The organism is Trichlorobacter sp. (genome assembly GCF_034008105.1).
Classification (GTDB): Bacteria; Desulfobacterota; Desulfuromonadia; order Geobacterales; family Pseudopelobacteraceae; genus Trichlorobacter.
The window spans coordinates 23,368-49,372 of the sequence record NZ_JAVEPN010000007.1 but is presented as its reverse complement, the minus strand read 5'-3'; the positions used below and the strand labels follow the sequence as shown (position 1 = coordinate 49,372).

The following is a 26,005-nucleotide window of genomic DNA, read 5'->3' as shown; positions in this document are numbered from 1 at the left end:
GCGGCTACTCCAGTTCTTTCTTCCAGCGCTCCACCTTTTTCTGGTACTCGTTCAGCAGTTTGGTGGCGGTCTTGTCATCCTTTGATTCGGCCACGATATGCACGAACGAGCGGTACTGGTCCGGCAACACCAGGGCCCAGTCGTTGCCGATATGCACCTTGATGCCGTCAATGAAGCTGGCCTCTTTGTCCAGCGAATCCTCGCTCATCTTGCGCATGATGCCGCCCTTCATCTCAAACGGGCAGGGAACGCTGGTCTGCAGGAAGGCCCGCTGCGGCGCGTCGGCCAGCGCCTTGGAGAACGGTACCCCCAGCGTGGCTGACAGCTCGATCAGTTTGCCGATGGCGAACATGCCGTCAAAGGCGGCCTGGAAAACCGGGAAGGCGAAGCGGCCGTCGGTGGTGCCGGCCATGATCACCTCGGAGGAGCTGGCCGCCTCCAACATGGCCCGGTCGTTGCTCTTGGTGCGGGTCACGGTGCACTTGCGCTTGAGGGCCATCTGCTCGATGGTGGAGGGGGCCTGCACCGGCACGGCGATGGTGCCCCGCTTTTCATTGCGCAGCTTAAGGGACGTCACCAGGGCCAGCAGCTCCACCCCCTCATGCAGGGCGCCGGTTTCATCCACCAGGGTGATCGCCTCGGCGTTGGGTTCCAGCCAGAAGCCGGCCTGGGCCTTGAGCGAACCGACCACCGTGGCCAGCTGGGCCAATGCCTCGGCCTTTGGTTTGGGAACCACACCGCCGCGCCCCTCATCAACATAGGCGTTCAGGGCCACCACATTGCAGCCCAGCTCGTTCAGGAGCATCGGCAGTACCTGACAGGCCGGCGAGAAGTTGAAGTCCACCACCACGGTCCAGGCAGCCTTGCGGATCACGTCGCGGTTCAGGGCCCGTAGGTAGCCTTCGCGATAGAAATCCACCGCCTGGGGCAGATCGATGATCGCCCCCGGTTCGGTATGGTGGGCCCGCCGGAAGTTTTCCTTGAAGAAGATCCGCTCGGCGTTTTTGGACATGTTGGTGGAGAAGTCCAGGCCGTCACCGTCCAGGAAGACGATCTCCATCGAGGCCGGGTCATCCTGGGCCTGGCGGAAGTGGAAACCGCCCACCTCGCCAAAGGTCTTCAGCTTGTAGCGGATGATCGGCAGCGAGGTCATGGTCATATCCCGCACATAGACCCCGGCCGACAGCAGGCCGCCCACAAAGCAGCGCTTGAGCATGCGGGAGGAGCGGTTGGCATCCCGTCCACCCAGCACGAAGCTGCCCTTGGGCAGCATGGTGCCGTAGGCGCAGCCCAGCTTGGCCACAAACTCAGGTGTCAGCTCCACGTTGGACAGACCGCTGATGATGGCCCCCTCGAACAGCGATTTCTTCCACTTCTCGCCCCAGATCAGGTTGGCGGTGACGATGGAGCCGGCCTCGATCATCTTGCGTGGCCAGATCTTGACATCGGCCTTGATCTGCACCTCGTCGCCGATGGAGGTGTCGTCAGCCACGATCACCCCTTCATTCAGGATGGCGGATTGTCCCACCCGCACGTTGGCGCAGACCACGCTGTCGGTGATGCGTGCCCCTTTCTTGACATAGGCGTTATCCCACAACACACAGCGGTTGAGCTTGACCCCGGCCTCAATGGTGCAGTTGCGTCCGATGACCGAATCCTTGATCTGCACATCGCCGCGAATTTGGGAGTTGTCGCCGATCACCACCGTGCCGGACAGTCCGGCCGCGTCCTCCAGCGTCACGTCGGTGCCGATCCGCAGGTCCTTGCCCACGTAGTCCTGCTTCTCCTCGTCGATCTTCAGATTAACCTTGCCCTTGAAGATGTCGTGGTAGGCCTCGCGGTAGGAATCGGTGTTGCCGATATCCCGCCAGTAGCCCTTGGCGCTGAAGCCGTACAGCGGGTCCTTGTTCTTGAGCATCAACGGAAACAGGTCCTGGGAAAAGTCGAAATTTTCCCCTTCGGGGATGTAGTTGAATATCTCCGGCTCCAGAACGTAGATGCCGGTGTTGATCGTGTCGGAGATCACCTCGCCCCAGCCCGGCTTTTCCAGAAACTGGGTGATCCGCTTCTCCTTGTCGGTGATCACCACCCCGAACTGCAGCGGGTCCTTGACCGAGGTGAGTGTGATGGTGGCCATGGCCTTGTTGTCGGCATGGAAATCCAGCACCTTTTTCAGGTTGAAGTCGGTCAGCAGGTCGCCGGAGATCACCATGAACCGCTCGTCCAGGTATTTTTCGGCAGCCTTGACCGCACCGGCAGTACCCATGTCCTCCAACGGGGTGACATAGGTGATCTTGACCCCGAAGTCGGAACCGTCGCGGAAGAAGTTCTTGATCACCGCCGGCTGGTGATAGAGCAGCATCACCAGGTCGGTGATGTCGTGCTTTTTCAGCAGCTCGACGATATGCAGCATGATCGGCCGATTGAACAGCGGGATCATCGGTTTCGGGATGCTGCTGGTGAGGGGTTGGATGCGGGTGCCGAAGCCGCCGGCCATAATGACTGCTTTCATAATCTCATTCCTCCATTGTATAGGGTCAGGGGGCATGGGTCATGGGTCAGGGTGCTTGGCAGGGTGTGGCTCGTTGCCCCATGCCCCGTGACCCCGGACCCTGCATTACAATCCCGCGGCCTTGCGCTGGGCCTTCTTGGCCAGCACCCGCTTGATCTCTTCCTTTAGCTCGGTCAGGTCGCCGGATTTGACCACGTAGCTATCGGCCAGCCAGGCTGAGAAATCGTCCTTGTAGCAGGAGAAGGCCGAGCAGAGGATCACCGGCATGTCGTGGCGCTCCTTGACGATCCGCTGCAACAGCTCGATGCCGCTCTCGTTCTTGAGTTTGATGTCCAGCACCGCCAGGTCGAAGGCGCCGTTCTCCAGCTTTTCAACTGCCTCAGCACTGCTGGCGGCGGTGGCCACCTCGTAGCCTTCGTCTTTCAGTTCCTCTGCGTAGAGCAGGCGGATATTGGCCTCGTCGTCGACCACCAGGATCCGGTTCATGGCTGCTCCTCCTTGCGGGTGGGTAGTTTGATGCTGTAGCGCACCCCGGCCTCCGGTGGTGCCACCACCAGGAAGGGGATATCCAGTTTTTCAAGCATGTTGCGGCACAGGGCCAGGTTGAGGCCTGAGCCCATCTCGCGGGTCTCGGCAAAGGGGGTCAACAGCGCCTCCAGCTCGTCCTGGTTCAGGCGGCGGTTCAGGTCATCGATCTGGATCACGATCCGGTCGCCTTCCTGGCAGGTGCTGATCTGCAGGGCGCCGTTCTCCAGGCCATCGATGGTGCCCAGCAGGATGTTGCGCAGGCAGTAGGAGAGTTGCTTATAGTCCACGTAAGCCTGTGGCAGGCCGTCGGCCGGGTGGAAATGGCAGCTGTAGTTCTGGGTCAGGGCCTTTTCCTGGATGTCCCGGATCACGGTCTCCACCAGCTGGTTCACATCCCAGAAATCGCGAATCGGGTAGAGGGCGTCGGAGTAGGTCAGGATCTCGTCCAGCACCTCTTCCATCTGGCTGGCCTCGGCCACGATCGAATCGATGAAGGTGCGCTTGGGGTCGTTGTCCGGGGTGGCCTTGAGTACCGAGCGGGCAAAACCGCCGATCACCATCAGCGGGTTGCGGATCGAGTGGGCGATGCTGGAGGTGATCCGGCCCACCAGGGCCATCTTTTCCATCTTGACCAGCAGTTCCTGCTGCTCCTGCAGCCGGTGGTTGGCATCCTGCAGCTTGGTCACCTCTTCCTGCAGCCGCTCGTACAACGAGGCCCGTTCAATGGCGAAGGCCACCGGGAAGGTGAAGGTCTCGATGGAGCGCAGGTCATCGTCGGTGATCGGCTGGCGGGTGATGAAGTTATCGGCCAGGATTACCCCTACCCGTCGGTTGCGGGCCAGCATCGGCAGCACCAGGAAGGTGTCCACCCCCAGCAGTTGGGCCAGTTCGGGGTCCACCTCCGGATTGTTGAAGGCGTCATGTACCAACAGCGGTTTCTTCTCCTCCAGGGAGCGGATGACCACATGGTGGATGTTGTCCATGGAGATCACCAGCCGGTTGAGGATGTCGTGAAACTTGTCCCGTTCGGCATTGAGCTTGTTCTGGCGGAAGGAGCGGGAGAGACTCTGCAGATCAAGGTCGCTGGAGGTGATTTCGTGCCAGGTCTGGCCGGCCTCCTCGGCGGAGCGAGGGCCGATGGCCAGGTGGCCGCGCAGGAAGTGACGCTCCTTGTCGGCCAAGAGCAGGAAGGCCCGGTTCATGCCGAACCCTTTGCCGGAGGTGATGGCGGTCAGGGCCACCGAGAGCACCTCCTCCAGATCCACCGAACTCTGCAATACCGAACCCAGTTCATGCAGAAAGCGCACCTCCAGGCTCTTGGTGTCGAGGAAGCTGCTTAAGGCCTGAATCTGGGCTCGTTGACGGCGGTAATCGTTGTGCAGGACGGAAAAGATGGGGGCCAGCGGGTGGCCTGAATCCCTGAAGCGGGAGAGGTCGCGCTTGAACTTGTCGCAGTCGCAACATTTTTCAAGAAACCGTCGCTGGCGGGAGAGCAGCAGATCCTCGTCGCCTGCGCCCAGATTGGGGCAGTCGTCCAGCGAGGTCAGGTCGCGGTCCCAGCAGCATTCCCAGTGTGTGGTGTCGTTGTCCATGCGAAAGGCTCCAGAACCAAGCATACCACGGGAACGTACCGGGTCAAGGGCTGAAGCGGGCAGTGGAGCGGCAGGGAGCGCTACTTCACCTTCCAGCTGGTACCCTGGGGGGTGTCCAGCAGTTGGATGTTGTTGGCCAGCAGCTGGTCGCGGATCTCGTCACTGCGCTTGAAGTTCTTGTCCTTGCGGGCCTGGGCCCGCTCGGCGATCAGCGCCTCGATCTCGTCCGGGGTGATGGTCAGCTGACCGGCCTTGTCGGCCTCGCGGGCCGCCAGCCACTGGGCGGGATTGGAGCAGAAGAGCCCCAGCACCTGTCCCATCTCGGCAAAGGCGTTGCGGATAGTGGTCAGGGTCTGACGGCCTGTCTCGTCCGGCTGACCGGCCTCGGCCAGGTAGCGGTTCAGGGTTCGCACCAGGTCGAAGATCACGCCCAGTGCCTGGGCGGTGTTGAAGTCGTCGTCCATTGCCTCGGTGAAGCGGGGCAGCAGCTGCTGTGCTTTTTCCTGCAGCTCGGCCAGCGAGGGCGCTGCCGGGTCACTGCCGATTGGCCCAGCCAGGACTTCATCCAGGGCTGCCAGGGCCTCGTAGATGCGGGTCAGCCCGGCCTGGGCCTCTTTGAGGTTCTGGTCGGAGTAGTCCAGGGGCGAGCGGTAGTGGGCCTGCAGGATAAAGAAGCGCAGCACCTCGGCGTCGAACAGCTCCAGTACCTCGCGGATGGTGAAGAAGTTGCCCAGCGACTTACTCATCTTCTCGCTGTTGATGTTGACGAAACCGTTGTGCAGCCAGTATTTGACGAACTGGCAGCCGTTGGCGCATTCCGACTGGGCGATCTCGTTCTCGTGGTGGGGGAAGACCAGGTCCTTGCCGCCGCCGTGGATATCGAAGGAGGGGCCCAGGAAACGCATGCTCATGGCCGAGCATTCGATATGCCAGCCAGGGCGACCCTTGCCCCAGGGGGATTGCCACCAGGGTTCCCCCGGCTTGGACCCCTTCCAGAGGGCGAAGTCCATCGGGTTCTTCTTGCGCTCGTCCACCTCCACCCGGGCGCCGGCCTGCATGTCCTCCAGGTTGCGCTTGGAGAGTTTCAGGTAGTGATCGAAGGTCTCCACTGCGAAGTAGACGTCGCCTGCGGCCTCGTAGGCGTGGCCGTTCGCGATCAGCTTTTCTATTATGGCGATGATGTCGTCGATATGGTCGGTGGCCTTGGGCTCCAGGGTCGGTTTTTTGAGCCCCAGCCGTCCCATATCCTCGTCAAAGGCAGCGATGTAGCGGTCGGCGATGGTACGGTAGTCGGTCCCCTCCTGGTTGGCGCGGTTGATGATCTTGTCATCGATGTCGGTGTAGTTGCGGACAAAGGTGACATCATAGCCGGCGTACTGCAGGTAGCGGTAGATCACGTCGAAGACGATCCCGGCCCGGGCGTGTCCGATGTGGCAGTAGTCGTAGACCGTCACGCCGCAGACGTACATGCCGGCCTTGCCCGGCACCTGGGGGATAAACGGCTCTTTCTGGCCGGTGAGGGTATTGTAAAGACGGAGCGCCATGGTGGACCTCTGAAATTTTTCAGGCTACTCTGCCATGATTTTGCGGCAAAGACAAGGCTGCCCCTTGCAGAGCAGGCGGCAGCAATGCTACAAGCAATTGTTGATCAGGGAGGTGGGATGGACCGTCAGCAGTACGAAAATCAGCTGCATCTGTTGACCACGGAGGATTCGGGCGCGATCCTGACGCTGCTGGTGGAGCTGTCGCAACGGCCCAAGCCGCCCCGCATCCAGCTGCACAACTACTACAAAGAGGTGCCGGTGGCAGCCAGCGCCGAGATCCTCTATCTGTTCGAAGACTCCCTCTGTTGCCGCACCAACGAGACCCAATCGCGGGCCATCGAGCTCAGCCGTCACACCATCCTCAAGTGTCCCGAACTGCCCCACGATATCTACGCCGAGGCTCGTTACAACCCTGAGAGCGGCGAGGTGGCGCTGTCCGGTTTCTCCTATGTCGAAGTGCTGCCGGAACGGCGCAACTCGATCCGGGTCAAGATCGGCGGGCTGCTGTTTGTTGATGTGGAGGCCGGGCCGGACCGTTTCCGGGCCAAGCTGAAGGACCTCTCTCTGGGGGGCTGCGCCTTGGAGGTGCCGGACAAGGCGCTCTTGGGCAACTTTACCTACTTTTACCTCAACATGTCGCTTGCGCTTGCCAATCGTCCTGCTCCGGTCACGTTACGGGTCCTGTCGCGGCTGCTGCGCTACGAATCGGAAGGCAGCCCCTGTCGTTGCATCTTCCTGTTCGAGCTGGACCGGGGCAGCGAAAACCTGGTCGGCATGTTCATCGCCCAGCGCCAGGGCGAGATCATCCGCGAACTGAAGGTCTGATCCGATTGTCTGCCGGACCGACTCCTTTTCCCGAGCTGTCCGGCCATCGCAACCAGGGCTGCGTCTATCGTGAGCAGCTCGGTCCCCGGGCTGATGGCCAATCACTCTTGGCCTATCTCAGCCGCCACTATCCCCACTCATCAGAGGAACAATGGACTGCCAATATCGGCGCCGGGCTGGTGCTGCTGGATGGCGTAACCGCCAGCGGTGATGTCAGGCTGCGGGCCGGTATGGAGCTGGTCTGGCGGCGGCCCGCCTGGGATGAGCCTCCTGCGCCGCGTCGGTTTGATCTGGTTTGCGAGGACGACGATCTGCTGGCGGTGGCCAAGCCGGCGGGCCTGCCCACGCTGCCCGGCGCCAACTTCTACCACTCAACCCTGCTGTACCTGGTGCAGCAGCAGTATCCCGCTGCGGTACCGCTGCATCGGCTGGGGCGTTGGACCTCGGGGCTGGTACTGTGCGCCACGAATCACGATGCCCGACGGGAGCTGCTGCGCCAGTGGTCGGCGCGGCAGGTGGGCAAGCGCTATCGAACCCTGATCAGTGGTAACCCGGTCTGGGATCAACAGCTCATCGAGACGCCGATTGGGCCGGTGCCGCATCCGTTGCTCGGTTCAGTGTATGCCGCAGCGCCGGACGGCAAGCCGGCCCGTTCCGAGGTGACGCTGCTGGAACGGCGTGATGGCTGCAGTCTGTGCGACGTGGCCATCGACACCGGCCGCCCTCACCAGATCCGCATTCATTTGGCCTCGGTGGGACACCCGCTGTTGGGCGATCCGCTCTACCTGTGCGGCGGTCGGCCCAGCCCGGACAGTGCGGCCCTGCCGGGTGATCCCGGCTATCTTTTGCACAGCGCCGAGTTGCGTTTTTGCCATCCCCGCAGCGGGCAGCCGACCGTGATCAGCTGTCCGCCACCGCCAGAGCTGCGTAGTCGGCTGGAGGGCGTCTGATTTATGGCTTGCCGGTCGGGCAGGGGCGGGCAAAGCAGAACAGCAGGCAGGTCAGCAGCAGTCCGGCCACCGGCAGGCTGAAGGCGGCACGAAACCCTTCGAGACAATAGCCGCCGTAGCGGGCGATCACCAGCCCCATCCCCTGCTGGGCAACGGCGGCCCCCATCAGCACGAAGAAGTTGAGCGAGGTCAGTCCGGTGCCGACCATGGCCACCGGTATACTGGCCCTGATGATCGGGTAGATCATCACCCCGCTGGAGACGGTCAGGCCGATGGCCAGGAAGTAGAACCCCAGGCACCAGGTGGGCAGCAGCGGCAGCCAGCCCAGAAAGCCGGTCATCAGCAGGGCCAGGCCGAACTGGCCGGCCAGCAGGGTGCGGCTGTAGGAACGGAACAGGTTTTGTGCGATCCGGTCAGTGACCATCGAGCCGATGATGAAACCGATCGAGGTCCACATCAGCATCCGGCCGGCGCTGTCGCGGGAAAGCCCCAGTACCTCCATCAGGAACGGGCCGCCCCACAGCCCCTGCACCGCCAGGTAGTTGCCGTACCAGCAGAAGGCGATGGCTGCCAGCAGCCAGAAGGAACGGTCCCGGCCGAGTACGCCCCAAGCGGCCAGTATGCCTGGCTTTTCGAGCTGCTCGCCGCTTTCGGGCTCCAGCGGTTGCGGCGGACGATCCTGTACCTTGAGGAAGATCAGCAGGGTTACCAGCCCCTGCAGCAGGGCGATGATCAGGAACGCATCGCGCCAGCCCAGCCAGCCCACTGCCAGGGCTAATGGTGCGGTGCCGGCCAGGTTGCCCAGATTGCCGGCCGCCACCATCAGCCCCGAGATGCGGCCGAACTCCTGCCTGCTGTACCAGTGGCTGAAGATGGTGAAGGTGGCCATCAGCACGGCGGCAGTGCCGATGCCGATCAGCACCCGGCCCGCCATGGCGCCGGCCAGGCCGTTGGCCTTGGCAAACAGCAACCCACCCAGGGTAGTCAACAGTCCGCAGCCGGAGATCACCAGCCGCGGGCCGATCCGGTCGATCAGCGGTCCCAGCGGGATCTGGGCCACGGCGTAGACGTAGAACAGCACCCCGGCCAGGGTGCCCAACTGCTCAGGGGTCAGGTCCAGATCGCGGCTGACGTCGCCGGAGACCACCGCCAGGGAGACCCGGTAGAAGTAAACCAGGATGTACATCAGCGCCAGGGTGCCGAACAGGCGCCAGCGCAGAGTGGCAAATGAGGGCTTGTTGCTCATGGAAGATGTTCCTGCCTGAATCTGCTACAATCTGCAAGCGTAAAGGTGATCGGCTTCAGACGGCACTCGAAGGAGGCGCTATGGAAGAGCTGCTGCGCAGTGAGATCGTCCGTTTTGTACGGGAAGAGCCGGCCAACCGCTTTCCTGACCGTGAGCAACCCTACTTCGATCAACCGCTAGTCGGTCTGGTGTCTGCCGACGACCCGATCTGGCTCCAGTATCAGCAGGTCATCGGCCCGTTTCACCGTACACCTGAGCAGCTCTTGCCGGGGGCAGCCACGGTGATCAGCTGGGTGCTGCCGATCACCCGTGCCACCCGCGAGAGCAACCGCAGCCAGACGGAAGTTCCCTCACGGGCCTGGTCCCAGACCCGCAGCTTTGGCGACCGGTTCAACGCCGATCTGCGTCGCCATCTGGTGGCCTGGCTGCAGCAGCGGGGCTATCGCGCCCTGGCTCCGCAGCTGGACCCGAACTGGCAGGAGCTGGCCGATACGCCGGTGGGGATTGCCTCCACCTGGTCCGAGCGTCACGCCGCCTATGCCGCGGGTCTGGGCACCTTCAGTCTGAACGACGCCCTGATCACCCCGCGCGGTATCGCCCACCGCCTGGGTAGTGTGGTGACCGATCTGCCGCTTGTCCCCACGGTTGGTGAGCGGCCCGGTGTCTATGACTACTGTCTCCATTACCACAACGGCAGCTGCGGCGCCTGCATCGGCCGTTGCCCGGTGGCGGCCATCTCACGGCAGGGGCACGACAAGCCCAGCTGCGGTGTCTATGTCTACACGACGCTGACCGGGCTGTTGGCCGAGCGCTATCAGGTTCCGATCACCGGGTGTGGCCTGTGCCAAACCAGGGTGCCCTGTGAGGAGCGCAACCCGGTGACTCGTTAGCGGCAACGCAGTGTCCTGGCCGGTTGTGTCAGTTGAGCAACGAAACACTTCCACGGAGGTAGTCATGCAGCTGATCGAAAAGATGGTCTCAACCCTGTCCGGCTGGGTATGGGGCCCGCCAGTGCTGTTGCTGCTGGTGGGCACCGGCCTCTACCTGACGATTATCCTGCGTGGCATGCAGTTCCGCGCCCTGCCCCACGCCCTGCGGCTGATCTGGCACAAGGAACATGCCGGTGATGGCGATATCAGCCATTTTGCCGCCCTGATGACCGCCCTGGCGGCCACCGTCGGCATCGGCAACATCGTCGGCGTGGCCACCGCCATCACCCTGGGCGGGCCGGGGGCGGTGTTCTGGATGTGGATGACCGGTCTGGTGGGGATGGCCACCAAGTACGGCGAGGCGGTGCTGGCGGTCAAATACCGCGAGAAGGGACCCCACGGCATGCGGGGCGGCCCGATGTACTACCTGAGCAGGGGGGCCAACCTGCCGGTGTTGGGCTGGCTGTTCGCCCTGTTTACCGCCCTGGCCACCTTCGGCATCGGCAACATGACCCAGGCCAATGCCGTGGCAACGATCTTTAAATCTACCTTTAACGTTGAAACTTGGGTCACCGGGCTGGTGTTGATGCTGCTGACCGGGCTGGTGATCCTGGGCGGGATCAAATCCATCGCCAAGGCCACCTCGTTGCTGGTGCCATTCATGATCGTCTGCTACCTGATCGGTGGTCTGCTGGTGCTGGCGTTGCAGCTGGACAAGATTCCCCATGCCCTGGGGCTGATCTTCCAGCATGCCTTCAGCCCGGCTGCTGCCGGCGGTGGCTTTGCCGGCGCCACCATTGCTGCGGCCATGCGTTTCGGTGTCGCCCGTGGGGTGTTTTCCAACGAATCCGGCATGGGCTCGGCCCCCATCGCCGCAGCTGCCGCCCGCACCACTGATCCGGTCAAACAGGCCCTGGTCAGTATGACCCAGACCTTTATCGACACCCTGGTGGTCTGCAGCATGACCGCCCTGGTGATCCTGACCGGCACCGGCTGGCTGGAGGGCGTGCCGGCCGGCCAGCTGACCAGCGCCAGCTTCGGTGCCGTTTTAGGGCAGCCCGGCGTGCTGTTGGTGGCCCTGGCCACGGCGTTGTTCGCCGGCTCCACTCTGATCGGCTGGAACTACTACGGTGAAAAGGCGATCGAGTACCTGCTGGGGTCAGGCGCCATCAAGCCCTACCGGGTGGTCTTTGTCTGCATGGTGCTGGTGGGGGCCATGATGCAGCTGGAATTTGTCTGGAACTTCTCGGACCTGATGAATGGCATGATGATCATCCCCAACACCATCGGCCTGTTGCTGCTGTCCAAGGTGATCAAGGAGGAGACGGCCCGTTATTTTAAGTGGTGATTCCGCTTTCACTCTTTACATTGGCTCGTCTTCGGCCTTTGCCTCAATACGCCGGATCGCCCCTTCCAGTACCGCGTTGTTGACCCCCATTCCCATGTAACCGGTCTGGGCGTAGGTGTCGTACTGTTCCACCATCGTTGCCAGCCGGCCGACCTGAGCGGCCTGCTGGCGGTACTGGTCGGGCTGCTGCGTGATCCGTAGTAACTGCAGGGCCAGAAAATCGGGCAGCTCGTTTTCGGCCTGGGCCTGCTCTGTTGCCAGCTTGAGTTGTTCAAAGACGTCCATCGCTCCTCCTCCTACTGCTCCAGCCAGCCCAAGGTCCGTTTGATATCCTCATGGTCGTAGGCCCATTTGCAGCAGCCGGCCTCGGCATACACATCGTACTCCCGCAGCTGGGCGGTCAACAGCTCGATCAGGTACTCCTTGCCCTGGTAGCGCTGCCGGTTGGCCACCACCTCCAGCACCGGATCGGCCAGCCATCTGGGCAGCTCTCCCTGTTCGTACTGTTCCTGTACCACTTGGTGCAGCTCGTCAAAGATATCCATGACAGCTCCTTTACTGGTCACGCAGACCGTGTAGTGTCGTCAGTATCGCCTCCCAGTCCGGCTCTGGCGTCAGGTGGCACCAGGACAGGCGGATCGAGGTTTCGATCCGCTGCTCGTCCAGCCCCATGGCGGTCAGCACGTGGCTGGGGGTGCGGGTGTGGGAGGTGCAGGCCGAGGTGCTGGAGACCGCGACCAAGCCTTTCAGCGCCGTGATGGCGCGGTCGGACGGTATGCCCGGCAGAGAGAGATTGACGGTGTGGGGCAGCACCCACTGTTGATCACCGTTCAGCACCGGTGCCAGCGGTTCCAGTGCCTTCAGCAACCGCTGCCGGAAGGCGCGGCAGCGGTCGGCCCGGGTAGCATGGTCGCGCTGGGCCAGCTTAGCCGCCTCCCCCAGCCCGGCGATCAGCGGCACCGGCAGTGTGCCGGGTCGCAGGCCCTGTTCCTGGCCGCCGCCGAACATCAGCGGCGTGAGGGGCGGAAAGGCCCCATCACGTTTGCGGGCGATCAGGGCGCCGATCCCTTTGGGGCCGTAGATCTTGTGGCCACTGATACTCAGCAGGTCGATCCGTTGGTTTGTAAGCGGCTCGATCTCTTTGCCGAACCCCTGGGCCCCGTCCACGTGCCAGAAGGCCGCGTGACCCGCCAGGAGGAGTGCGAGTTCCGCCAGGGGCTGGCTGACGCCGGTCTCGTTATTGATCTGCATGGTGGAGACCAGCAGGGTGTCGGGCCGCAGGGCGGCGGCCAGTCGCCGGGGCTCCAGCCGCCCGCTTGCGTCCACCGGCAACCGTTCCAGCGTAAAACCCAACCGCTCCATCTCGGACAGTGGTTCCAGCACCGCCTTGTGTTCGATGGCCGTCGTGATCAGGTGGCGGCGGCCCGTGGCCTGGCCGTGCTGCATCAGCCCCAGCAGGGCCAGGTTGTTGGCCTCGGTGGCGCCGCTGGTGAAGATGACCTCGTCCCGTCGGGCCGCCACCAGTGAGGCGATCTGGCCGCGGGCATGCTCGGTCGCCATGCGGGCAAATGCACCAAAGTCGTGGATCGGGCTGGCGGCATTGCCGTACTCCCGTTCCATGAAGCGGTTCACCAGGGTCAGTACCGCCGGTTCCAGCGGCGTGGTGGCGTTGCAGTCAAGATAGATGGCCATCGATGGCACCTCGCTAACGTGGTGAACTGAGTATAGGCAAGGGCGCAAAATATAAGAAATATATTGTTTTTATTGTCCTGATATATTTTATTTATAGTTGAACCGATCTGTAGGGAGGGAACCATGGACCTGCGACAGTTGCGCTTTATGCTGGAGGTGGCCCGGGCCGGGAGTTTCACGCGGGCCGCGCAGCGGCTGCATATCGCCCAGCCGGCCCTCAGTATCGCCATCCGCAAGCTGGAGGACGAGTTGGAGGTGCAGCTGTTCAACCGGCGGGACCGCACCATCACGCTGACCGCCGAGGGAGCCGCGCTGGCGCGCCATGCGCGGTTGATGGAACAGCAGATGGATGCGGCACGGCAGGAGCTTGACGATCTGCGGGGGCTTTTGCGGGGCGAGGTGCGGATGGGCCTGTCGCCGATGCTCAGCAGTCACTTTTTTCCGCAGATCCTCGCGTCGTTCAAACGGCGCTATCCTGCGTTACAGCTGTCGATCAACGGTGACAGCGCCCGCAACATCCAGCGCAAGATCGCCTCAGGCAGTCTGGATATGGGGGTGATTGCCGGCGTGGTGCCGGAGGGGCTGGATGCGCACCTGCTGGTGCGGGACGAGCTGGTGGCCTGCGTCCACCGCAGCCACCCGCTGGCCGGCAGAAAAACGGCCCCGCTGCGGGTGCTGCTGGCGGAGCCGCTGATTCACTTCAGTGAGGGATATCACCTGCGGGAACTGATCGACGAGCGGGCGGCCCAGGAGGGGCTCACCCCCAGCGTGGTGGCGGAATCGAACCTGTTTTCCCTGGCCCGCAGTCTGGTGCGGGAAGAACTGGGACTGGCCTTTTTCCCCAAGATGGTGGTGGCCAGCGAGAGCGAGATGGCGGTGATCTCCTGCGATCAGCCCCTGCTGCTGGACCTGTCCATCGTCTGGAAGAAGCACGCCACCCTTTCACGGGCCAACCGGGTGTTTGTCGATTACGTCATCCAGGAGGTGGATGATTACTACCTGCTAACCCAGGCCGCCGGCACCTTCCCGCTGCCCTGATCAGCCTGCCGGAGTTGTGCTCAGAGTTCAAGTCTGAATGCGGCCCCGGTTGCGGTGTTGCGGGCGGTCAGGCTGCCGCCCATGTTCTGCTCGATGATCACCTTGGACATGTAGAGGCCGATGCCGGTGCCGTGGGCCTGGTGCTTGGTGGTGAAGTAGGGGTCGAAGATCTTCGGCAGTACGTCGTCGGGGATACCGCCGGCGTTGTCGCTGATGGTTACCACGGAACGGCCGGCCTCTGCTGTGATGACGAGCTCGATGGCGGCATCGGGCACCTCACGTGTAATCAGGGCCTCCTTGGCGTTGGCGATGACGTTGAGCAGCACCTGGGTGTACTCGTTCGCGTAGCCTTCGGCTTGCACCTCTTCCTGCTGCTGGACCTGCACGGTAATGTTGTGGCTGGTGAGTGATGGCGCCAGCAGGGCCACGGTCTTGGCCACGGTCTGGTTGATGCTGAACGGTTGTTTTTGCTTGTCCTGACGGAAAAAGTTGCGGAAGTCGTCGATGGTGCGGGACATGAACTGGATCAGTTCCATGGTGCTGTCCACATCCTGGGCCAGTTCTTGCTGGGTCAGTGCACCGCTACCATTCAGGTACTTCATGTTTTGCACGATCAGGCTGATGTTGTTGAGTGGCTGACGCCATTGGTGGGCGATGTTGTTGATCATCTCCCCCATGGCCGCCAGACGGTTCTGGGCGATCAGGGCCTGATCGCGCAGGCGCAGCTCCTGCAAGGCGACTTCGATCCGCTGTTCAAGGGATTGATTGAGGGCCTCCAACTGGTGCTGCTGCTGGGATAATTCTTGCGTCATACGATTGAAAGCTGACGCCAGCTCGCCAATCTCATCCCGTGATTTGAGCGTCACCTGCACATCGCGCCGTCCCTGTCCAAGCCGGTTGGCTGCATCGGCCAGTTCTGCCAATGGTCGAGTGATAGAGGAGGCGACGGCAAAGGCGGCCAGGGCGCCCAGCGCCAGTAATACAGCGGCAAACGGTAACAGCTGCCACACGAGTTGACGCAGGCTATCGTTGATCACCTGCAGCGACATGCCCACATGCACCCTACCCAAGTCTCCCTGCACCGTTACTGCCACATCCTTGATCAACTCTTCACCAGCGTCAACCGTGGTAACCACCACGGTCTGGTTGCCGGGCAGGGGGGCATCGGTCTTCAGCAGGTCGTCGGGAAAAGTGGTGCCGAAGCTGTGGGCCAGCACCTCGTGCTGGTCGTTTGCCAGATAGATGTAGCGGATGTCGGTTTCGTTCTTGGTGTAATCGATCAGGGTCTGCTGCAGGGCAACCCAGTTTTCGGTCAGGATCGGTGTGACTGCGGCCTCGGCCAAGTGGCGGGCGATGGAGATACCCCGCTTGCGCAGTTCGTGATTCATGGCGCGTTGCAGCTGAGCCGTAACCAGCAGCAACAACAGCAGGCAGAACACGAGCATCAAGCCGCTGAAACCGGCAATAAACTTGGTGCGCAGACGTGTACGTATCATCGGTCAGCTTGCCCGGCGAGCCAGCGGTTCATGGTGCGGATCGAGTCATAGTTGCGGTCGTCGCCCGGCACAAAGCGGTCGATCAGCATGCCATCTAAGATCGCCTTGCCCTCGGGGTTCTGGTGGACGGTGAGCAGGGCCTGCTGCAGACGCTGTTTGAGGGCTGGATCAATGCCGGGACGAACCACCACCGGCGGGATACCGTAGGGCTCAGACGTGGCAATCACGCGGGTGTTGGCCGTCAGGTGGGGGTATTTGCGGGCAGTATAGTCCCAGATCAGGCTGTCCACCGAGGCGCCGTCCACATGGCGCTCTGCCACCGCCTTGATGGAGTTGTCGTGGCCGTAGGTGAAGATGCGGCGGCTGAAGAACCGCTCCGGGGTTGTTTTGAGCTGGGCCAGCATGTAGGTGGGCACCAGTTTGCCGCTGTTGGATTTGGGGTCGGTGAAGGCGAAGGACTTGCCTTCCAGCTGACTCAGGTTTTGGATCGGACTGTCCTTATGCACGATGATGTAGGCGTGGTAAACCGACTTGCCGTTGACCAGCGGCATGGCGATCAGCTGCATGTCAAACTGCTGCTTGCCCTCCACGTAGGGACCGGCGCAGACAAAGGCGGCGTCGATGCCGCCGGATTGTAACAACCGGTTGAGTTCCTCGTAATTGGCGCGATCAACCAACTGCACCGGCTGGCCGAGCTGCTGTGCCAGGTAGCCCTGCAGCTGCTGATAGTAACGGTAGCCTTCCTTGGGGGTGATGATGCCGCCCATGCCGATCCGTAACGGTTTGACCGGCGTTTCCGCCGGCGCTGCAGCGGTCGGGGCGCTGGGGGACAGGTTGACCTTGACCGGCTGCTGGTCGTCGGGGCTGCAGGCAGCTACCAGAACAAGTAGTGCCAGGTAGGACAGGCTGCGTCGGAAACACATGAGATACCTCCGCACGAGCTGGCTCGCACAAACAAGAATCTGCCGCATTTTTATACAGCATAGCGCAGCGGGGCAGTATTGCAACCGGCGCTTCAGTCGACAAGCGGCAGCCTGACCGCGAAGCCGCTGCCCTGGCCGGGGACGCTATGCACCTCGATGCTGCCGCCGTGGTTGCGCACAATGCCCCAGGAGACCGCCAGACCGAGGCCGGTGCCGTGTTGCTTGGTGCTGTAAAAGGGGGTGAACAGCCGCTGCTGCTGTTCCGGCGTGATGCCGTGCCCGCTGTCGGTGACGGTGATGACCTGCATCCCCTGGCTGGTGCCGGCCGAGATGGTCAGGCGGCCCCCGCCCTCCATGGCCTGCAGGCCGTTCAGGATCAGATTGGTAAAGACCTGGCGCAGCTGTTCGCGGTCGGCCAGCAGCTGCAGGTTCTGCTCGCGGTAGCTCCGTTCGATGCTGTAGCCCTCCAGCGGGATCTGGTGGTCGATCTGGTCCAGGATCTCGTCCAGCAGCGGGTTGAGTGGAAAGCGGCTGATCTGGCGCCGTTCCTGGCGGGCCAGGGTCAGCAGGCTGCCCACAATCCGGTTGATACGTCCCACCTGGGTCAGGATCTCCCGTACCTCCTCCTGACTGTCCTGCTGCTGGGGTAACTCCATCTGCAACAGTTCGGCATTACCCCTGATGATCGCCAGGGGGTTGTTGATCTCATGGGCCACCCCGGCCGAGAGCATGCCCAGTTCGGCCAGCCGCTCGCTACGGGCCAGTTCCTTTTCGGCCCGCAGCAGTTGGTGGTTTTTTTCTTCAAGCTCGATGGTGCGCTGCTGAACCTTGTCCTCCAGGGTGCGATTGAAGGCCTGGATCTCTGCCTCCCGCTGGGCCAACTGGCGGGCCAGGCGGCTGGTCAGCAGCAGCCCCAGCGTGGTCATGGCCAGCAGCAGCCCGGCAAAGGTCAGGTTGAGGGTGCGTCGCAGGGTGATGAACGGTTGCTCCGGCACACCGACGTACAGCGCGCCGACTATTGCGCCGTCAGGGTCCCGCAGCGGCTGGTAGGCGGCAAAGTAGCGCTGGTTGAGCACAAAGGCCCGATCGTGCCAGAGTTCACCCTTTTCCAGCACCTGGCTGGCCACAGCGGCCGACATGCGGGTGCCGATGGCCCGTTGGCCGTTCTCGTCAGTGACGGTGGTGGCGATACGGACATCGTGCAGGAACAGGGTGGCGTTTTGCTGCAGGCCGTCTTCTGTAGCTTGGCCCGGCGAGGTGATGCGGGTGATCCTCTCTACCAGCGCCTGGTTGTTGTTCAGCAACTGGCCGATGCAGACAGCACCCAGCAGCCTGCCGTTTGCGTCGTGCAGCGGTGCGGCGGCCACCATGAACAGACCGCGTTGCTCGCTGCTGCGGCTGTCTGCTTCGACATGGGGGGACGCTTGCAGCGGGATGGCCATCGAAGCGGCAAGTGCGGGATGTTCACGCTGGGCCTGCTGGGAAGTCAGCAGCAGAGTGCCCTGGGCGCTGGTGCCCCGCAGGGCCACTTGTACCGGCGCGAAGTGCTGCAGGCTATCGCCCGTGTAGGTAGGGTTGTTGAGCCGGTAGCGGACCAGGCCGGCCTGGTCAACCACGCTGACGAAACTGGAGGGGAAGCCTGACGCAGCCATGGTCAGGATCCGTTCCAGATCGGTTCGGGATAGCCGTTGCACAGCCCGGCCCAGTTCGGGGATCAGGGCCAGTTGTCGGGCGCGATGGGCCAGGTTGGCCAGTTCGCCATCGTAGATCTCCTGAGCGGCGCTCAGGTCGCTGCGTACCTTGGTGCGGGCCTGGCCTTCGATCCGGTCGGCGATCAGCCGGACGCCCACCAGCCAGCTGACCAGCAGGGCTGCCACCAGGGGCAGCAGCGTCGTCAGCAGCAGGCGGCGACGGATGGCGGCAGCGTTCTTCACGGGGCGCTCTTCATCCCATACTCGGTCAGTTTGCGATCAAGGGTTTTGCGGGAGATGCCCAGGATCTCGGCGGTGTTACTCTTGTGAAAGCCGGTCTGCTTGAGCACTGCCAGGATATGCTGGCGTTCCACCTCGTCCAGCGGGATCAGCGGCGCAGTTTCCAGCGCCACCGGTTCCGTCTTGCGTCCGCCCACCGGCAGCAGGTCGGCCGAAAGGTACGGGCTGCGGGCCAGGATAACGGCCCGCTCGATCACGTTTTCCAGTTCGCGCACGTTGCCGGGCCAGTGATAGCCGCGCAACAGCTCAAGGGCCGACGGCTCCAGATCGAGCAGTTCCTTTTTCATCCGGGCGGCGAAGCGTCGCAGGAAGTGTCGTGCCAGCGGTTCTATATCCTCGGGTCGCTCCCGCAGCGGCGGCACGGTCAGCGAGATCACGTTCAGCCGGTAGTAGAGATCCTCCCTGAATCGGCCGCCACTGACCTCCTGCTGCAGGTCCTTGTTGGTGGCCGCCACAAAGCGCACATCAACCTTTTTGGGCTTGGTGCTGCCCAGGGGGATGAAGTCCCGCTCCTGGATCACGCGCAGCAGTTTGGCCTGCACCGCGGCGCTGACATCGCCGATCTCGTCCAGAAACAGGGTGCCGCCGTCAGCCTCCTCCAGCAGTCCCTTCTGGTTCATGATGGCGCCGGTGAAGGCACCGCGCAGATGGCCGAACAGCTGGCTTTCCAGCAGGCTGTCGGTCAGCGCCGCGCAGTTAAGCGATACGAACGGTTTGGCCCGGCGGGGACTGTTGCTGTGGATGGTGCGGGCAATCAACTCCTTGCCGGTGCCCGATTCCCCCAGGATCAGAATGTTGGCGTCGCTGGCCGCCACCTGCAGGGTCAGGTCGTAGACCTGACGGAAGCGGGGCGAGGCGAAGATGATCTCATCACTGCCGCCACGTTGCAGTTCCACGCGCAGCCGCCGGTTTTCGTCGGCCAGGCGGTGGTGTTCCAGGGCCCTGGTCAGCACCCCCAGGATCTTTTCCTTGGGGAACGGCTTCATCACGTAATCGTAGGCCCCCAGCTTAATGGCGTGTACCGCGTCGTCCACGGTGCCGTGGGCGGTCATCACCACCACCGGCAGCTCGGGGCGCAGCTTTCTGACCCGCTTCAGGATCTGGATGCCGTCGATGTCCGGCATACGCACATCCTGCAGCAGCAGCGAGGCCGATGCGGGCGCGGCGGTCTCAAGGCGCTGCAGCAGGTCATGGCCGGTGGTAAAGGTCTCAACCTCGTAGCCATGCCCTTTCAGCAGCTTGGCCAGATAGCGCAGGATGCCGGCTTCGTCGTCGCAGATGTAGATACAGGGCATATTGGTGGTCCTTTGCCAAGGGCTCTACGGACAAAATGATACAATCCGTTCAGCATGTATACAGCAAACCAGGTGTAAAGGAGAAGCAAAAGGATGGGGCGGAGCGTAGGGACAGTTAGCTGACGTCATGCAGCAGCTGGGCGCAACGCCAACCACGCACCGCGTTGATCAGCCAGATCTCCTCGGCCTGCCCCAGATCGGCTGGATAGAGCATCTGCTCATGGATGGTCCCCTGGGCCAGCAACTCCTCCCGCATTACCCCCGGCAGCAGGCCGCAGGTAAGCGGTGGTGTCATCAGGCGTCCGTCCAGACGCAGCACCAGGTTGTGATAGCTGCCTTCGGTCAGCTGGCCCTGCCGGTTGACCAGCAGTACCTCGTCGGCTGCGGGTTGCTCCTGTCGAGCCGCATCATAGCGTTGCCGCGTCTCGGTCTTCAGGTAGAGGGACTGGTCGTCGGGGTCGATGGTACGGCTGGAGAGGGCCAGCCGCAACGGGGCGCTGTCCGGCTCGATCGGCGCGGATGTAATCTCCAGTTCTCCATCGGCCGCCAGCAGCAGGCGTACCTTGTGGATTCCGGGGCGGTTGGCGGCATGTTCTAGCAGCCGCTGTTCAATCAACTCGGCGTTATAGTGGTGACCTAGCCGGCCAGCCGACCAGGCCAAACGGGTCAGGTGTCGCTCTAGCAGCGGGTAGTGGCCGTTTTCGAGGCGCAACGATTCCAACAGCCGTGGTGGTGGCTGCATGTTCAAGAAGGCAGCCTTGGCATGACATTCGGCGTATTCGGCATCTGTCTTGGCATCCCAGGTGATGCCGCTGCCAACCCCCATGCTGCAACTGCTGGTCTGCCGGTCCAGCAGCAGGGTACGGATCGCCACCGAGAAGATCGCATCACCGCCGGGCTCCAGCAGGCCGATGGCCCCGCAGTAGACCCCCCGGGGCCGTGCCTCATGACGGGCGATCAGCTCCATGCTGCGCCGCTTCGGTGCTCCGGTCACGGAGCCACAGGGGAACAGCGCCCTGAAGATCGCCTCCAGATCGGTCCTGGGCAGCAGGCTGGCGCTGACGGTGGAGGTCAGTTGGTGCACCGTCGGATAGTGCTCCAGCGCGAAGAGCTGTTCTACCTGCACCGAGCCGGTCTGGGCGATCTGCCCCAGATCGTTGCGCAAAAGATCGACGATCATCAGATTTTCAGCCTGCTCTTTGGGAGATGCGGCTAACGCGGCGGCCTGGGCGGCATCTTCGGCGGGAAAGCGCCCCCGCAGCGCGGTCCCTTTCATGGGGCGGGTTACGATCCGCTGGCCTTGGCGTTGGAAAAAAAGTTCTGGTGAGGCGGAGAGGATCAGGTGGTTACCAGTGTCCAGCAGTGCACCGAAGGGTGGTCGCTGGTTGTCGAGCATGGCTTGGTAAAGGGAAAGCGGGTTGCCGTGGCAGCGACCTGTCAGCGGAAAGGTGTAATTGACCTGATAGCTCTCACCGGCAGCGATGGCGTCATGCAAGGCCGAGATTGCATGACTATACTGCTCAGCGGTAAGCCTTGGCTGGAGTGGCAATGGCCGGTTGGGGGAGGGGTGCTGTGCTGGCGGACAGGCATGCCGAGCACCATAGATGGCAAACCAGGCCAGTGGCAGACCAGGCAGTGGCGGTAGCGCCGGGAGGTGCGGATTGAGGGCCGCTGCTGCCTCATAGGCCACAAAGCCGACGGCGTAGCAGCCGGCTGCTGCGGCCGCCTCGGCCTGCCGGAGTACCATCGGCACCTGCGCAGGATTGAAGGCTGCCAGCGTGGTCCGGTGGCTGTCAAAAAGCCAGCTGGTGCCGTGGGGCGCACCCCAACCGTCGAGTCGCAGATGCGGAGTATTCACCAGCGTCACACGTCAAGCGAAGAGCACAGCCGGGACTGCTCAGGCATCGCTATCGGCGCCTTGTGCCGGCGGCAATATACTGTCGGCGCGGTAGGCATCCAGAAAGACCAGCACCACCGCCAGCACCAGCGGACCGGCAACCACACCGGACAGGCCAAAGGCCAGGAAGCCTCCCAAGACGCCGAACACGATCAGCAGGATCGGTAGTTTGGCATTGGTGCTGATGAACAGGGGCCGCAGCACGTTGTCGATACTGCTGACCACCAGGGCGCCCCAGATGATCAAGGAGATGCCGGCAGCTGTCTGGCCCTGGGTCAGCAGGTAGATTGCCCCCGGCAACCAGATCAGGGCGGTTCCCACAAAGGGGATCGGTGCGCAGAGCGCCATCAGGGTGCCGAACAGCAGCGGCGAGGGCAGGCCGGTGGCCCAGAAGGCCAGACCACCCAGGGTGCCCTGCACCATGCAGGTCAGGATCACGCCGTACATTACCGCCCGCAGCACCCGCCCCACGGTGTCCACGATGCGGGCCTGCAGCTGTTGGTTGAATTCCAGCAACTGCCAGCAGCGCTGCATGAAATAGGCGCCATCCTTGTAGAGAAAGAACAGGGTAATCACCAGCAGCACCATCTTGAGTACAAAACCCAGCAGGTTTTTGACCACCCCGGTGGAGTAGTTGAGCAGTACCGACAGCCCTTGCTTGAGCGCTGGCAGCAGCATGCCCTCCAGATCAAGGTTGAAGGGGTCGATAAACGGTTGCAATCGCTCCAGCAGCGGAGTCAGCAGCGGATGCTGCAGCAGCCGGTCCACGGTCATGCCGTCGCTGCCGGCGGTCAGCCGTTCCAGGTAGTGGTAAGCGATGGCCACTTCATGGGAGAGGGCGATCATCATGCCGATCATCGGCAGCACTAGGGCCAGGGTGACGGCAGTGGTCATCAGGCCGGCGCAGATGATCTCACGTTTTTGACAACGAGCAAGCAGACGCAGGTAGAGCGGGTAGGTGACGCTGCCGATGGCGCCGGCCCAGATCATCAGGGCCAGAAACGGCGACAGGATCGCGTACAGCAGATACAGGAACAGTACGGCACCGGCAAAGGCCAGCAGTGTCTTGAACAGGGTGCGATCCATCTACGGTTCCTCGGCGAGTCTGTTAACGCAGTTCCGAGGTGCAGTGCGGGCAGCGGGTGGCCTCGTCATGCACGGCGGACTTGCAGAAGGGACATTCGCGAGCCGGAGGGGCCGGGGCTGCTTCTTCCGCCTTGCGGACCTTGTTGGCGGCCTTGATGATCATGAAGATCACCAGCGCCATGATCACAAAATCGATGGCGGTGTTGAGGAAGATGCCGTAGTTAAGCGTCGGCACGCCGGCCTCCTTGGCCGCTGCCAGTGTGGGGAAGCTGCCGCCGGAGAGGGTGACGAACAGGTTGCTGAAGTCCACCTTGCCCATGAACAGGCCCACCACCGGCATGATCAGGTCATTGACCGCCGAGTTGACGATCTTGCCGAAGGCGGCGCCGATGATCACACCGACTGCCAGATCCAGCACGTTGCCCTTCATGATGAAACTCTTGAACTCTTGCAGCATGGTCTACCTCCTCTTTCCTTAATGGTCCTGCTTTTGCCCGGTGATCCGCACCGGCGGCCGGTCGGCCGCCTGCACCAGATCGCCAGGATACAGCTTGCGCCCACGGCGGGTCTCCACCTGGCCGTTGACCTGGATCTGCCCTTCATGGATCAACAGTTTTGCCTCACCGCCGCTCATCACCAGGTTGGCCAGCTTGAGCAGGCTGTCCAGCTTGATGTAGTCGGTATCGATGACAATCAGTTCAGGCATTGGGCACCTTTCTGTCCAGTGAACGGTACTGGATCGCCTCGGCCAGGTGGGACTCACGGATCTGCTCTGAACCGGCCAGGTCGGCCACGGTGCGGGCCACCTTGAGGATGCGCGAGTAGCTGCGGGCTGAAAAGCCCAGCCGCTCGCCGGCCAGCTCCAGCATGCGGTGGCCAGCCGGGTCCAGCTCGCAGTGCTTGCGGATCAGGCGTGTGTTCATCTGGGCGTTGCAATGTACCTTGCTGCCGCTGAAGCGTTGCTGCTGGATACTGCGTGCCTGCACGACGCGACCGGAGATGGTGCTGGAGTCTTCACCGTCACGGCGGTCGGAGAGATCGCGATAGGCCACGGCCGGCACCTCGACATGCAGGTCGATCCGGTCTAGCAGTGGCCCCGAAATACGGGAGCGGTACCGTTTGATGGCCAGCGGTGTGCAGGAGCAACTATGGGCAGGATCACCCAGATAGCCGCAGGGGCAGGGGTTCATGGCCGCCACCAGCATCACCCGGGCCGGATAGGTCAGCGATTGCAGGGCCCGCGAGATGGTGACCCGGCCATCTTCCAGCGGCTGGCGCAGCACCTCCAGGGCGTGTTTCTTGAACTCCGGCAGTTCATCCAGAAACAGGACGCCGTTGTGGGCCAGCGAGACCTCACCAGGCTTGGGAGATGTGCCGCCACCGATCAGGCCAACGTCCGAAATAGTATGATGGGGGGCCCTGAATGGGCGCTGGGTCACCAGGGCGGTGCCGTTGTCCAGCAGGCCGCTGACGCTGAAGATGGCGGTGGTCTCGATCGCCTCGTCAAAGCCCATGCCTGGCAGGATCGAGGGGATACGGCGGGCCAGCATGGTCTTGCCGGAGCCGGGCGGACCGATCATCAGCAGGTTGTGTCCACCGGCCGCCGCCACCTCGATGGCCCGCTTGGCGTGTTCCTGGCCGCGCACCTCGCCAAAGTCATCGCTATGGTCGTCGATCCGTTGGAACAATTGCGCCAGATCGAGCTGGTGCGGCGTCAGCTGTTGTTCTCCCCGCAGGAACTGCACCACCTCGGCCAGGGTGGCGGCCGGCACCACCTCAATGCCTGCAACCACGGCGGCCTCCGGGGCGTTTTCCGGCGGCAGCACCACGCCGGTCAGGCCGGCCTGCTTGGCAGCCACTGCCACCGGCAGACTGCCGCGCACCGGCTTGAGTGAGCCATCCAAGGAGAGTTCTCCCACCAGCAGGTACTGGTTGAGACGTTCGCCGCTGATTACGCCGGTGGCGGCCAGGATGCCGATCGAGATCGGCAGGTCAAAGGCGGCGCCCTCCTTCTTGATGTCGGCCGGGGCCAGGTTGGCGGTGATCCGTCGGGCCGGGAACTCGTAGCCGGCGTTCTTGAGGGCGGCCTTGACCCGGTCCTTGCTCTCCTTGACCGCGCCGTCCGGCAGACCCACCGTGGCAAACTGGGGCAGCCCGGCGGCGATGTCCACTTCCACGTCCACCAGGATCGCCTCGATCCCCACCACCGTTGCGCTCAGCACCTTTGCCAGCATCGTGTCACCTCAATGTTATGCAACTAATGGTGGTCCGTCGTGTTTTCGCGTTGAGTCCAAGGCAGCGCGAAGGCGCGACCGGTCTACGAAAGCATGATGAAGCCCATCTGCCGTCCCGTCTCGCCCCCATCCCTGCGATAGGAGAAGTAGAGCTCCTTGTGACAGCAGACGCAGGCGCCGGCGGTCTGGATGGCAGCGATCGGCAGTCCGGCCTCTTCCAGCTGCAGCCGGTTGGCCAGGGCCATATCCAGCCGCCAGTGGCCGGGGCTGGTGGCCTCAGCAACCGGCTCCCAGGGGGTGCCGTTTTTGTCAAAGCTGTCCTTAACCGGCTGGTCCACCTCATAGCAACAGGGGGCGATGCAGGGGCCGATGGCGGCCTGCATCTGCTGCGGGTTGCAGCCGAACAGTTGCTGCATGCCGCTGATGGTCTGTGCCGTGATGCGGTTCGCGGTCCCCTGCCAGCCGGCATGCACCGCCGCCACTACCCGCTTGACCGGATCGCAGAGCAGGATCGGCACGCAGTCGGCCACGGTGACGCCGATCATTACCCCCGGCTGGTTGGTGATGATGGCATCGCACTCCAGGGAGAGGTAGTGCGAGTAGTCGTCATTGGGTTCGTCGATCACCAGGATGTCGCTGCCGTGGGTCTGGCGTACGGTGACCAGTTTCTCTAGGGTCAGGCCGAAGGCCCGCAGCAGGATGCTGCGGTTGCCCTCCACGTTGTGGGGGGCGTCATCGGTGTTGGTGCCCAGGTTCAGCGAGTTGTAGGGTGGGCGCGAAACCCCTTCATGGCGGGTGGTAAAACCCTGTATCGTGCCGCTGGCGGCGCCGAAGCCGGGGGCCAGGTAGTGAACGCGCCCGGTGCGGGTCATCTCCATG

General features: G+C 62.9%; 23 protein-coding genes. 5 read left to right on the top strand and 18 right to left on the bottom strand.

Annotated features, from left to right (window positions below):
- Positions 1–4: 4 nt before the first annotated feature.
- From RBQ93_RS05690 to cysS, 4 genes are all read right to left on the bottom strand, one after another.
- A complete protein-coding gene (locus tag RBQ93_RS05690) occupies positions 5–2,512 on the bottom strand; it encodes a mannose-1-phosphate guanyltransferase (RefSeq protein ID WP_320371085.1) in 2,508 nt (835 codons plus the stop codon).
- 105 nt (positions 2,513–2,617) lie between these two features.
- The gene (locus RBQ93_RS05685; RefSeq protein ID WP_320371084.1) at positions 2,618–2,998 is read right to left on the bottom strand and encodes a response regulator; all 381 of its coding nucleotides are present in this window, start codon (positions 2,996–2,998) and stop codon (positions 2,618–2,620) included.
- Positions 2,995–4,632 carry a sensor histidine kinase gene (locus RBQ93_RS05680; RefSeq protein ID WP_320371083.1) on the bottom strand — a complete coding sequence of 546 codons (1,638 nt, stop codon included), beginning with the start codon at positions 4,630–4,632 and terminating at the stop codon, positions 2,995–2,997. Before RBQ93_RS05680 ends, RBQ93_RS05685 begins: the two co-directional genes overlap by 4 nt.
- Before the next feature lie 80 nt (positions 4,633–4,712).
- Positions 4,713–6,176: a cysteine--tRNA ligase gene (cysS, locus tag RBQ93_RS05675; RefSeq protein WP_320371082.1), complete on the bottom strand. Its 1,464-nt coding sequence runs from the start codon at positions 6,174–6,176 to the stop codon at positions 4,713–4,715.
- An 84-nt stretch (positions 6,177–6,260) separates the two neighbouring features.
- Between cysS and RBQ93_RS05670 the strand changes: the two genes are divergently transcribed.
- Both RBQ93_RS05670 and RBQ93_RS05665 read left to right on the top strand, forming a co-directional pair.
- On the top strand, positions 6,261–7,001 hold the full coding sequence (locus tag RBQ93_RS05670) for a PilZ domain-containing protein (protein WP_320371081.1): 741 nt from the start codon (positions 6,261–6,263) through the stop codon (positions 6,999–7,001).
- Between the two features lie 5 nt (positions 7,002–7,006).
- The gene (locus RBQ93_RS05665; protein ID WP_320371079.1) at positions 7,007–7,951 is read left to right on the top strand and encodes an RluA family pseudouridine synthase; all 945 of its coding nucleotides are present in this window, start codon (positions 7,007–7,009) and stop codon (positions 7,949–7,951) included.
- A gap of 1 nt (position 7,952) precedes the next feature.
- On the opposite strand, the gene RBQ93_RS05660 is transcribed toward RBQ93_RS05665, so the two are convergent.
- Positions 7,953–9,197 (bottom strand): MFS transporter, encoded by a 1,245-nt coding sequence (locus RBQ93_RS05660; protein WP_320371078.1) that lies wholly within the window; start codon positions 9,195–9,197, stop codon positions 7,953–7,955.
- An 80-nt stretch (positions 9,198–9,277) separates the two neighbouring features.
- Between RBQ93_RS05660 and RBQ93_RS05655 the strand changes: the two genes are divergently transcribed.
- Together RBQ93_RS05655 and RBQ93_RS05650 are read left to right on the top strand one after the other, a co-directional pair.
- The gene (locus RBQ93_RS05655; RefSeq protein WP_320371076.1) at positions 9,278–10,087 is read left to right on the top strand and encodes an epoxyqueuosine reductase; all 810 of its coding nucleotides are present in this window, start codon (positions 9,278–9,280) and stop codon (positions 10,085–10,087) included.
- Positions 10,088–10,151: 64 nt separating this feature from the next.
- Positions 10,152–11,474 carry a sodium:alanine symporter family protein gene (locus tag RBQ93_RS05650; RefSeq protein ID WP_320371075.1) on the top strand — a complete coding sequence of 441 codons (1,323 nt, stop codon included), beginning with the start codon at positions 10,152–10,154 and terminating at the stop codon, positions 11,472–11,474.
- A gap of 15 nt (positions 11,475–11,489) precedes the next feature.
- Here the strand turns inward: RBQ93_RS05650 and RBQ93_RS05645 are convergent, their stop codons facing one another.
- Genes RBQ93_RS05645 through RBQ93_RS05635 form a run of 3 tightly spaced genes read right to left on the bottom strand, consistent with a single transcriptional unit; the run spans position 11,490 to position 13,166 of the window.
- Entirely contained in the window at positions 11,490–11,759 is a 270-nt protein-coding gene (locus RBQ93_RS05645; RefSeq protein WP_320371073.1) for a GSU3529 family protein, read from the bottom strand.
- An 11-nt stretch (positions 11,760–11,770) separates the two neighbouring features.
- Positions 11,771–12,019 carry a GSU3529 family protein gene (locus RBQ93_RS05640; protein ID WP_320371071.1) on the bottom strand — a complete coding sequence of 83 codons (249 nt, stop codon included), beginning with the start codon at positions 12,017–12,019 and terminating at the stop codon, positions 11,771–11,773.
- A gap of 10 nt (positions 12,020–12,029) precedes the next feature.
- Complete coding sequence (locus RBQ93_RS05635) at positions 12,030–13,166, bottom strand: cysteine desulfurase family protein (RefSeq protein WP_320371070.1); 1,137 nt, start codon at positions 13,164–13,166, stop codon at positions 12,030–12,032.
- A gap of 123 nt (positions 13,167–13,289) precedes the next feature.
- Here RBQ93_RS05635 and RBQ93_RS05630 point away from each other — a divergent pair, with 123 nt between their 5' ends.
- On the top strand, positions 13,290–14,204 hold the full coding sequence (locus RBQ93_RS05630; RefSeq protein WP_320371068.1) for a LysR family transcriptional regulator: 915 nt from the start codon (positions 13,290–13,292) through the stop codon (positions 14,202–14,204).
- A 20-nt stretch (positions 14,205–14,224) separates the two neighbouring features.
- On the opposite strand, the gene RBQ93_RS05625 is transcribed toward RBQ93_RS05630, so the two are convergent.
- The 10 genes from RBQ93_RS05625 to pgeF form a co-directional block, all read right to left on the bottom strand.
- On the bottom strand, positions 14,225–15,700 hold the full coding sequence (locus tag RBQ93_RS05625; protein WP_320371067.1) for an ATP-binding protein: 1,476 nt from the start codon (positions 15,698–15,700) through the stop codon (positions 14,225–14,227).
- Positions 15,697–16,623 (bottom strand): phosphate/phosphite/phosphonate ABC transporter substrate-binding protein, encoded by a 927-nt coding sequence (gene phnD / locus RBQ93_RS05620; protein ID WP_320371066.1) that lies wholly within the window; start codon positions 16,621–16,623, stop codon positions 15,697–15,699. Before phnD ends, RBQ93_RS05625 begins: the two co-directional genes overlap by 4 nt.
- 92 nt (positions 16,624–16,715) lie before the next feature.
- Entirely contained in the window at positions 16,716–18,557 is a 1,842-nt protein-coding gene (locus tag RBQ93_RS05615; protein WP_320371065.1) for a sensor histidine kinase, read from the bottom strand.
- Entirely contained in the window at positions 18,554–19,909 is a 1,356-nt protein-coding gene (locus tag RBQ93_RS05610) for a sigma-54 dependent transcriptional regulator (protein WP_320371064.1), read from the bottom strand. The genes RBQ93_RS05615 and RBQ93_RS05610 overlap by 4 nt, the downstream gene beginning before the upstream one ends.
- 115 nt (positions 19,910–20,024) lie before the next feature.
- Positions 20,025–21,767 (bottom strand): aminodeoxychorismate synthase component I, encoded by a 1,743-nt coding sequence (gene pabB, locus RBQ93_RS05605; RefSeq protein WP_320371063.1) that lies wholly within the window; start codon positions 21,765–21,767, stop codon positions 20,025–20,027.
- Positions 21,768–21,806: 39 nt separating this feature from the next.
- On the bottom strand, positions 21,807–22,892 hold the full coding sequence (locus RBQ93_RS05600) for an AI-2E family transporter (protein ID WP_320371061.1): 1,086 nt from the start codon (positions 22,890–22,892) through the stop codon (positions 21,807–21,809).
- Between the two features lie 22 nt (positions 22,893–22,914).
- On the bottom strand, positions 22,915–23,349 hold the full coding sequence (gene mscL / locus RBQ93_RS05595; RefSeq protein WP_320371059.1) for a large conductance mechanosensitive channel protein MscL: 435 nt from the start codon (positions 23,347–23,349) through the stop codon (positions 22,915–22,917).
- An 18-nt stretch (positions 23,350–23,367) separates the two neighbouring features.
- Positions 23,368–23,598: an RNA-binding S4 domain-containing protein gene (locus tag RBQ93_RS05590; protein ID WP_413818356.1), complete on the bottom strand. Its 231-nt coding sequence runs from the start codon at positions 23,596–23,598 to the stop codon at positions 23,368–23,370.
- Complete coding sequence (locus RBQ93_RS05585; protein WP_320371058.1) at positions 23,591–25,126, bottom strand: YifB family Mg chelatase-like AAA ATPase; 1,536 nt, start codon at positions 25,124–25,126, stop codon at positions 23,591–23,593. Before RBQ93_RS05585 ends, RBQ93_RS05590 begins: the two co-directional genes overlap by 8 nt.
- Before the next feature lie 83 nt (positions 25,127–25,209).
- Positions 25,210–26,004 carry a peptidoglycan editing factor PgeF gene (gene pgeF / locus RBQ93_RS05580; RefSeq protein WP_320371057.1) on the bottom strand — a complete coding sequence of 265 codons (795 nt, stop codon included), beginning with the start codon at positions 26,002–26,004 and terminating at the stop codon, positions 25,210–25,212.
- Position 26,005: the final 1 nt, after the last annotated feature.

Bases quoted from the DNA above. Each gene is read 5' to 3' on its own strand.
- RBQ93_RS05690 (WP_320371085.1), bottom strand. From the start codon at position 2,512: ATGAAAGCAGTCATTATGGCCGGCGGCTTCGGCACCCGCATCCAACCC.
- RBQ93_RS05685 (WP_320371084.1), bottom strand. From the start codon at position 2,998: ATGAACCGGATCCTGGTGGTCGACGACGAGGCCAATATCCGCCTGCTC.
- RBQ93_RS05680 (WP_320371083.1), bottom strand. From the start codon at position 4,632: ATGGACAACGACACCACACACTGGGAATGCTGCTGGGACCGCGACCTG.
- cysS (WP_320371082.1), bottom strand. From the start codon at position 6,176: ATGGCGCTCCGTCTTTACAATACCCTCACCGGCCAGAAAGAGCCGTTT.
- RBQ93_RS05670 (WP_320371081.1), top strand. From the start codon at position 6,261: ATGCTACAAGCAATTGTTGATCAGGGAGGTGGGATGGACCGTCAGCAG.
- RBQ93_RS05660 (WP_320371078.1), bottom strand. From the start codon at position 9,197: ATGAGCAACAAGCCCTCATTTGCCACTCTGCGCTGGCGCCTGTTCGGC.
- RBQ93_RS05655 (WP_320371076.1), top strand. From the start codon at position 9,278: ATGGAAGAGCTGCTGCGCAGTGAGATCGTCCGTTTTGTACGGGAAGAG.
- RBQ93_RS05650 (WP_320371075.1), top strand. From the start codon at position 10,152: ATGCAGCTGATCGAAAAGATGGTCTCAACCCTGTCCGGCTGGGTATGG.
- RBQ93_RS05645 (WP_320371073.1), bottom strand. From the start codon at position 11,759: ATGGACGTCTTTGAACAACTCAAGCTGGCAACAGAGCAGGCCCAGGCC.
- RBQ93_RS05640 (WP_320371071.1), bottom strand. From the start codon at position 12,019: ATGGATATCTTTGACGAGCTGCACCAAGTGGTACAGGAACAGTACGAA.
- RBQ93_RS05635 (WP_320371070.1), bottom strand. From the start codon at position 13,166: ATGGCCATCTATCTTGACTGCAACGCCACCACGCCGCTGGAACCGGCG.
- RBQ93_RS05630 (WP_320371068.1), top strand. From the start codon at position 13,290: ATGGACCTGCGACAGTTGCGCTTTATGCTGGAGGTGGCCCGGGCCGGG.
- RBQ93_RS05625 (WP_320371067.1), bottom strand. From the start codon at position 15,700: ATGATACGTACACGTCTGCGCACCAAGTTTATTGCCGGTTTCAGCGGC.
- phnD (WP_320371066.1), bottom strand. From the start codon at position 16,623: ATGTGTTTCCGACGCAGCCTGTCCTACCTGGCACTACTTGTTCTGGTA.
- RBQ93_RS05610 (WP_320371064.1), bottom strand. From the start codon at position 19,909: ATGCCCTGTATCTACATCTGCGACGACGAAGCCGGCATCCTGCGCTAT.
- RBQ93_RS05600 (WP_320371061.1), bottom strand. From the start codon at position 22,892: ATGGATCGCACCCTGTTCAAGACACTGCTGGCCTTTGCCGGTGCCGTA.
- mscL (WP_320371059.1), bottom strand. From the start codon at position 23,349: ATGCTGCAAGAGTTCAAGAGTTTCATCATGAAGGGCAACGTGCTGGAT.
- RBQ93_RS05590 (WP_413818356.1), bottom strand. From the start codon at position 23,598: ATGCCTGAACTGATTGTCATCGATACCGACTACATCAAGCTGGACAGC.
- RBQ93_RS05585 (WP_320371058.1), bottom strand. From the start codon at position 25,126: ATGCTGGCAAAGGTGCTGAGCGCAACGGTGGTGGGGATCGAGGCGATC.
- pgeF (WP_320371057.1), bottom strand. From the start codon at position 26,004: ATGGAGATGACCCGCACCGGGCGCGTTCACTACCTGGCCCCCGGCTTC.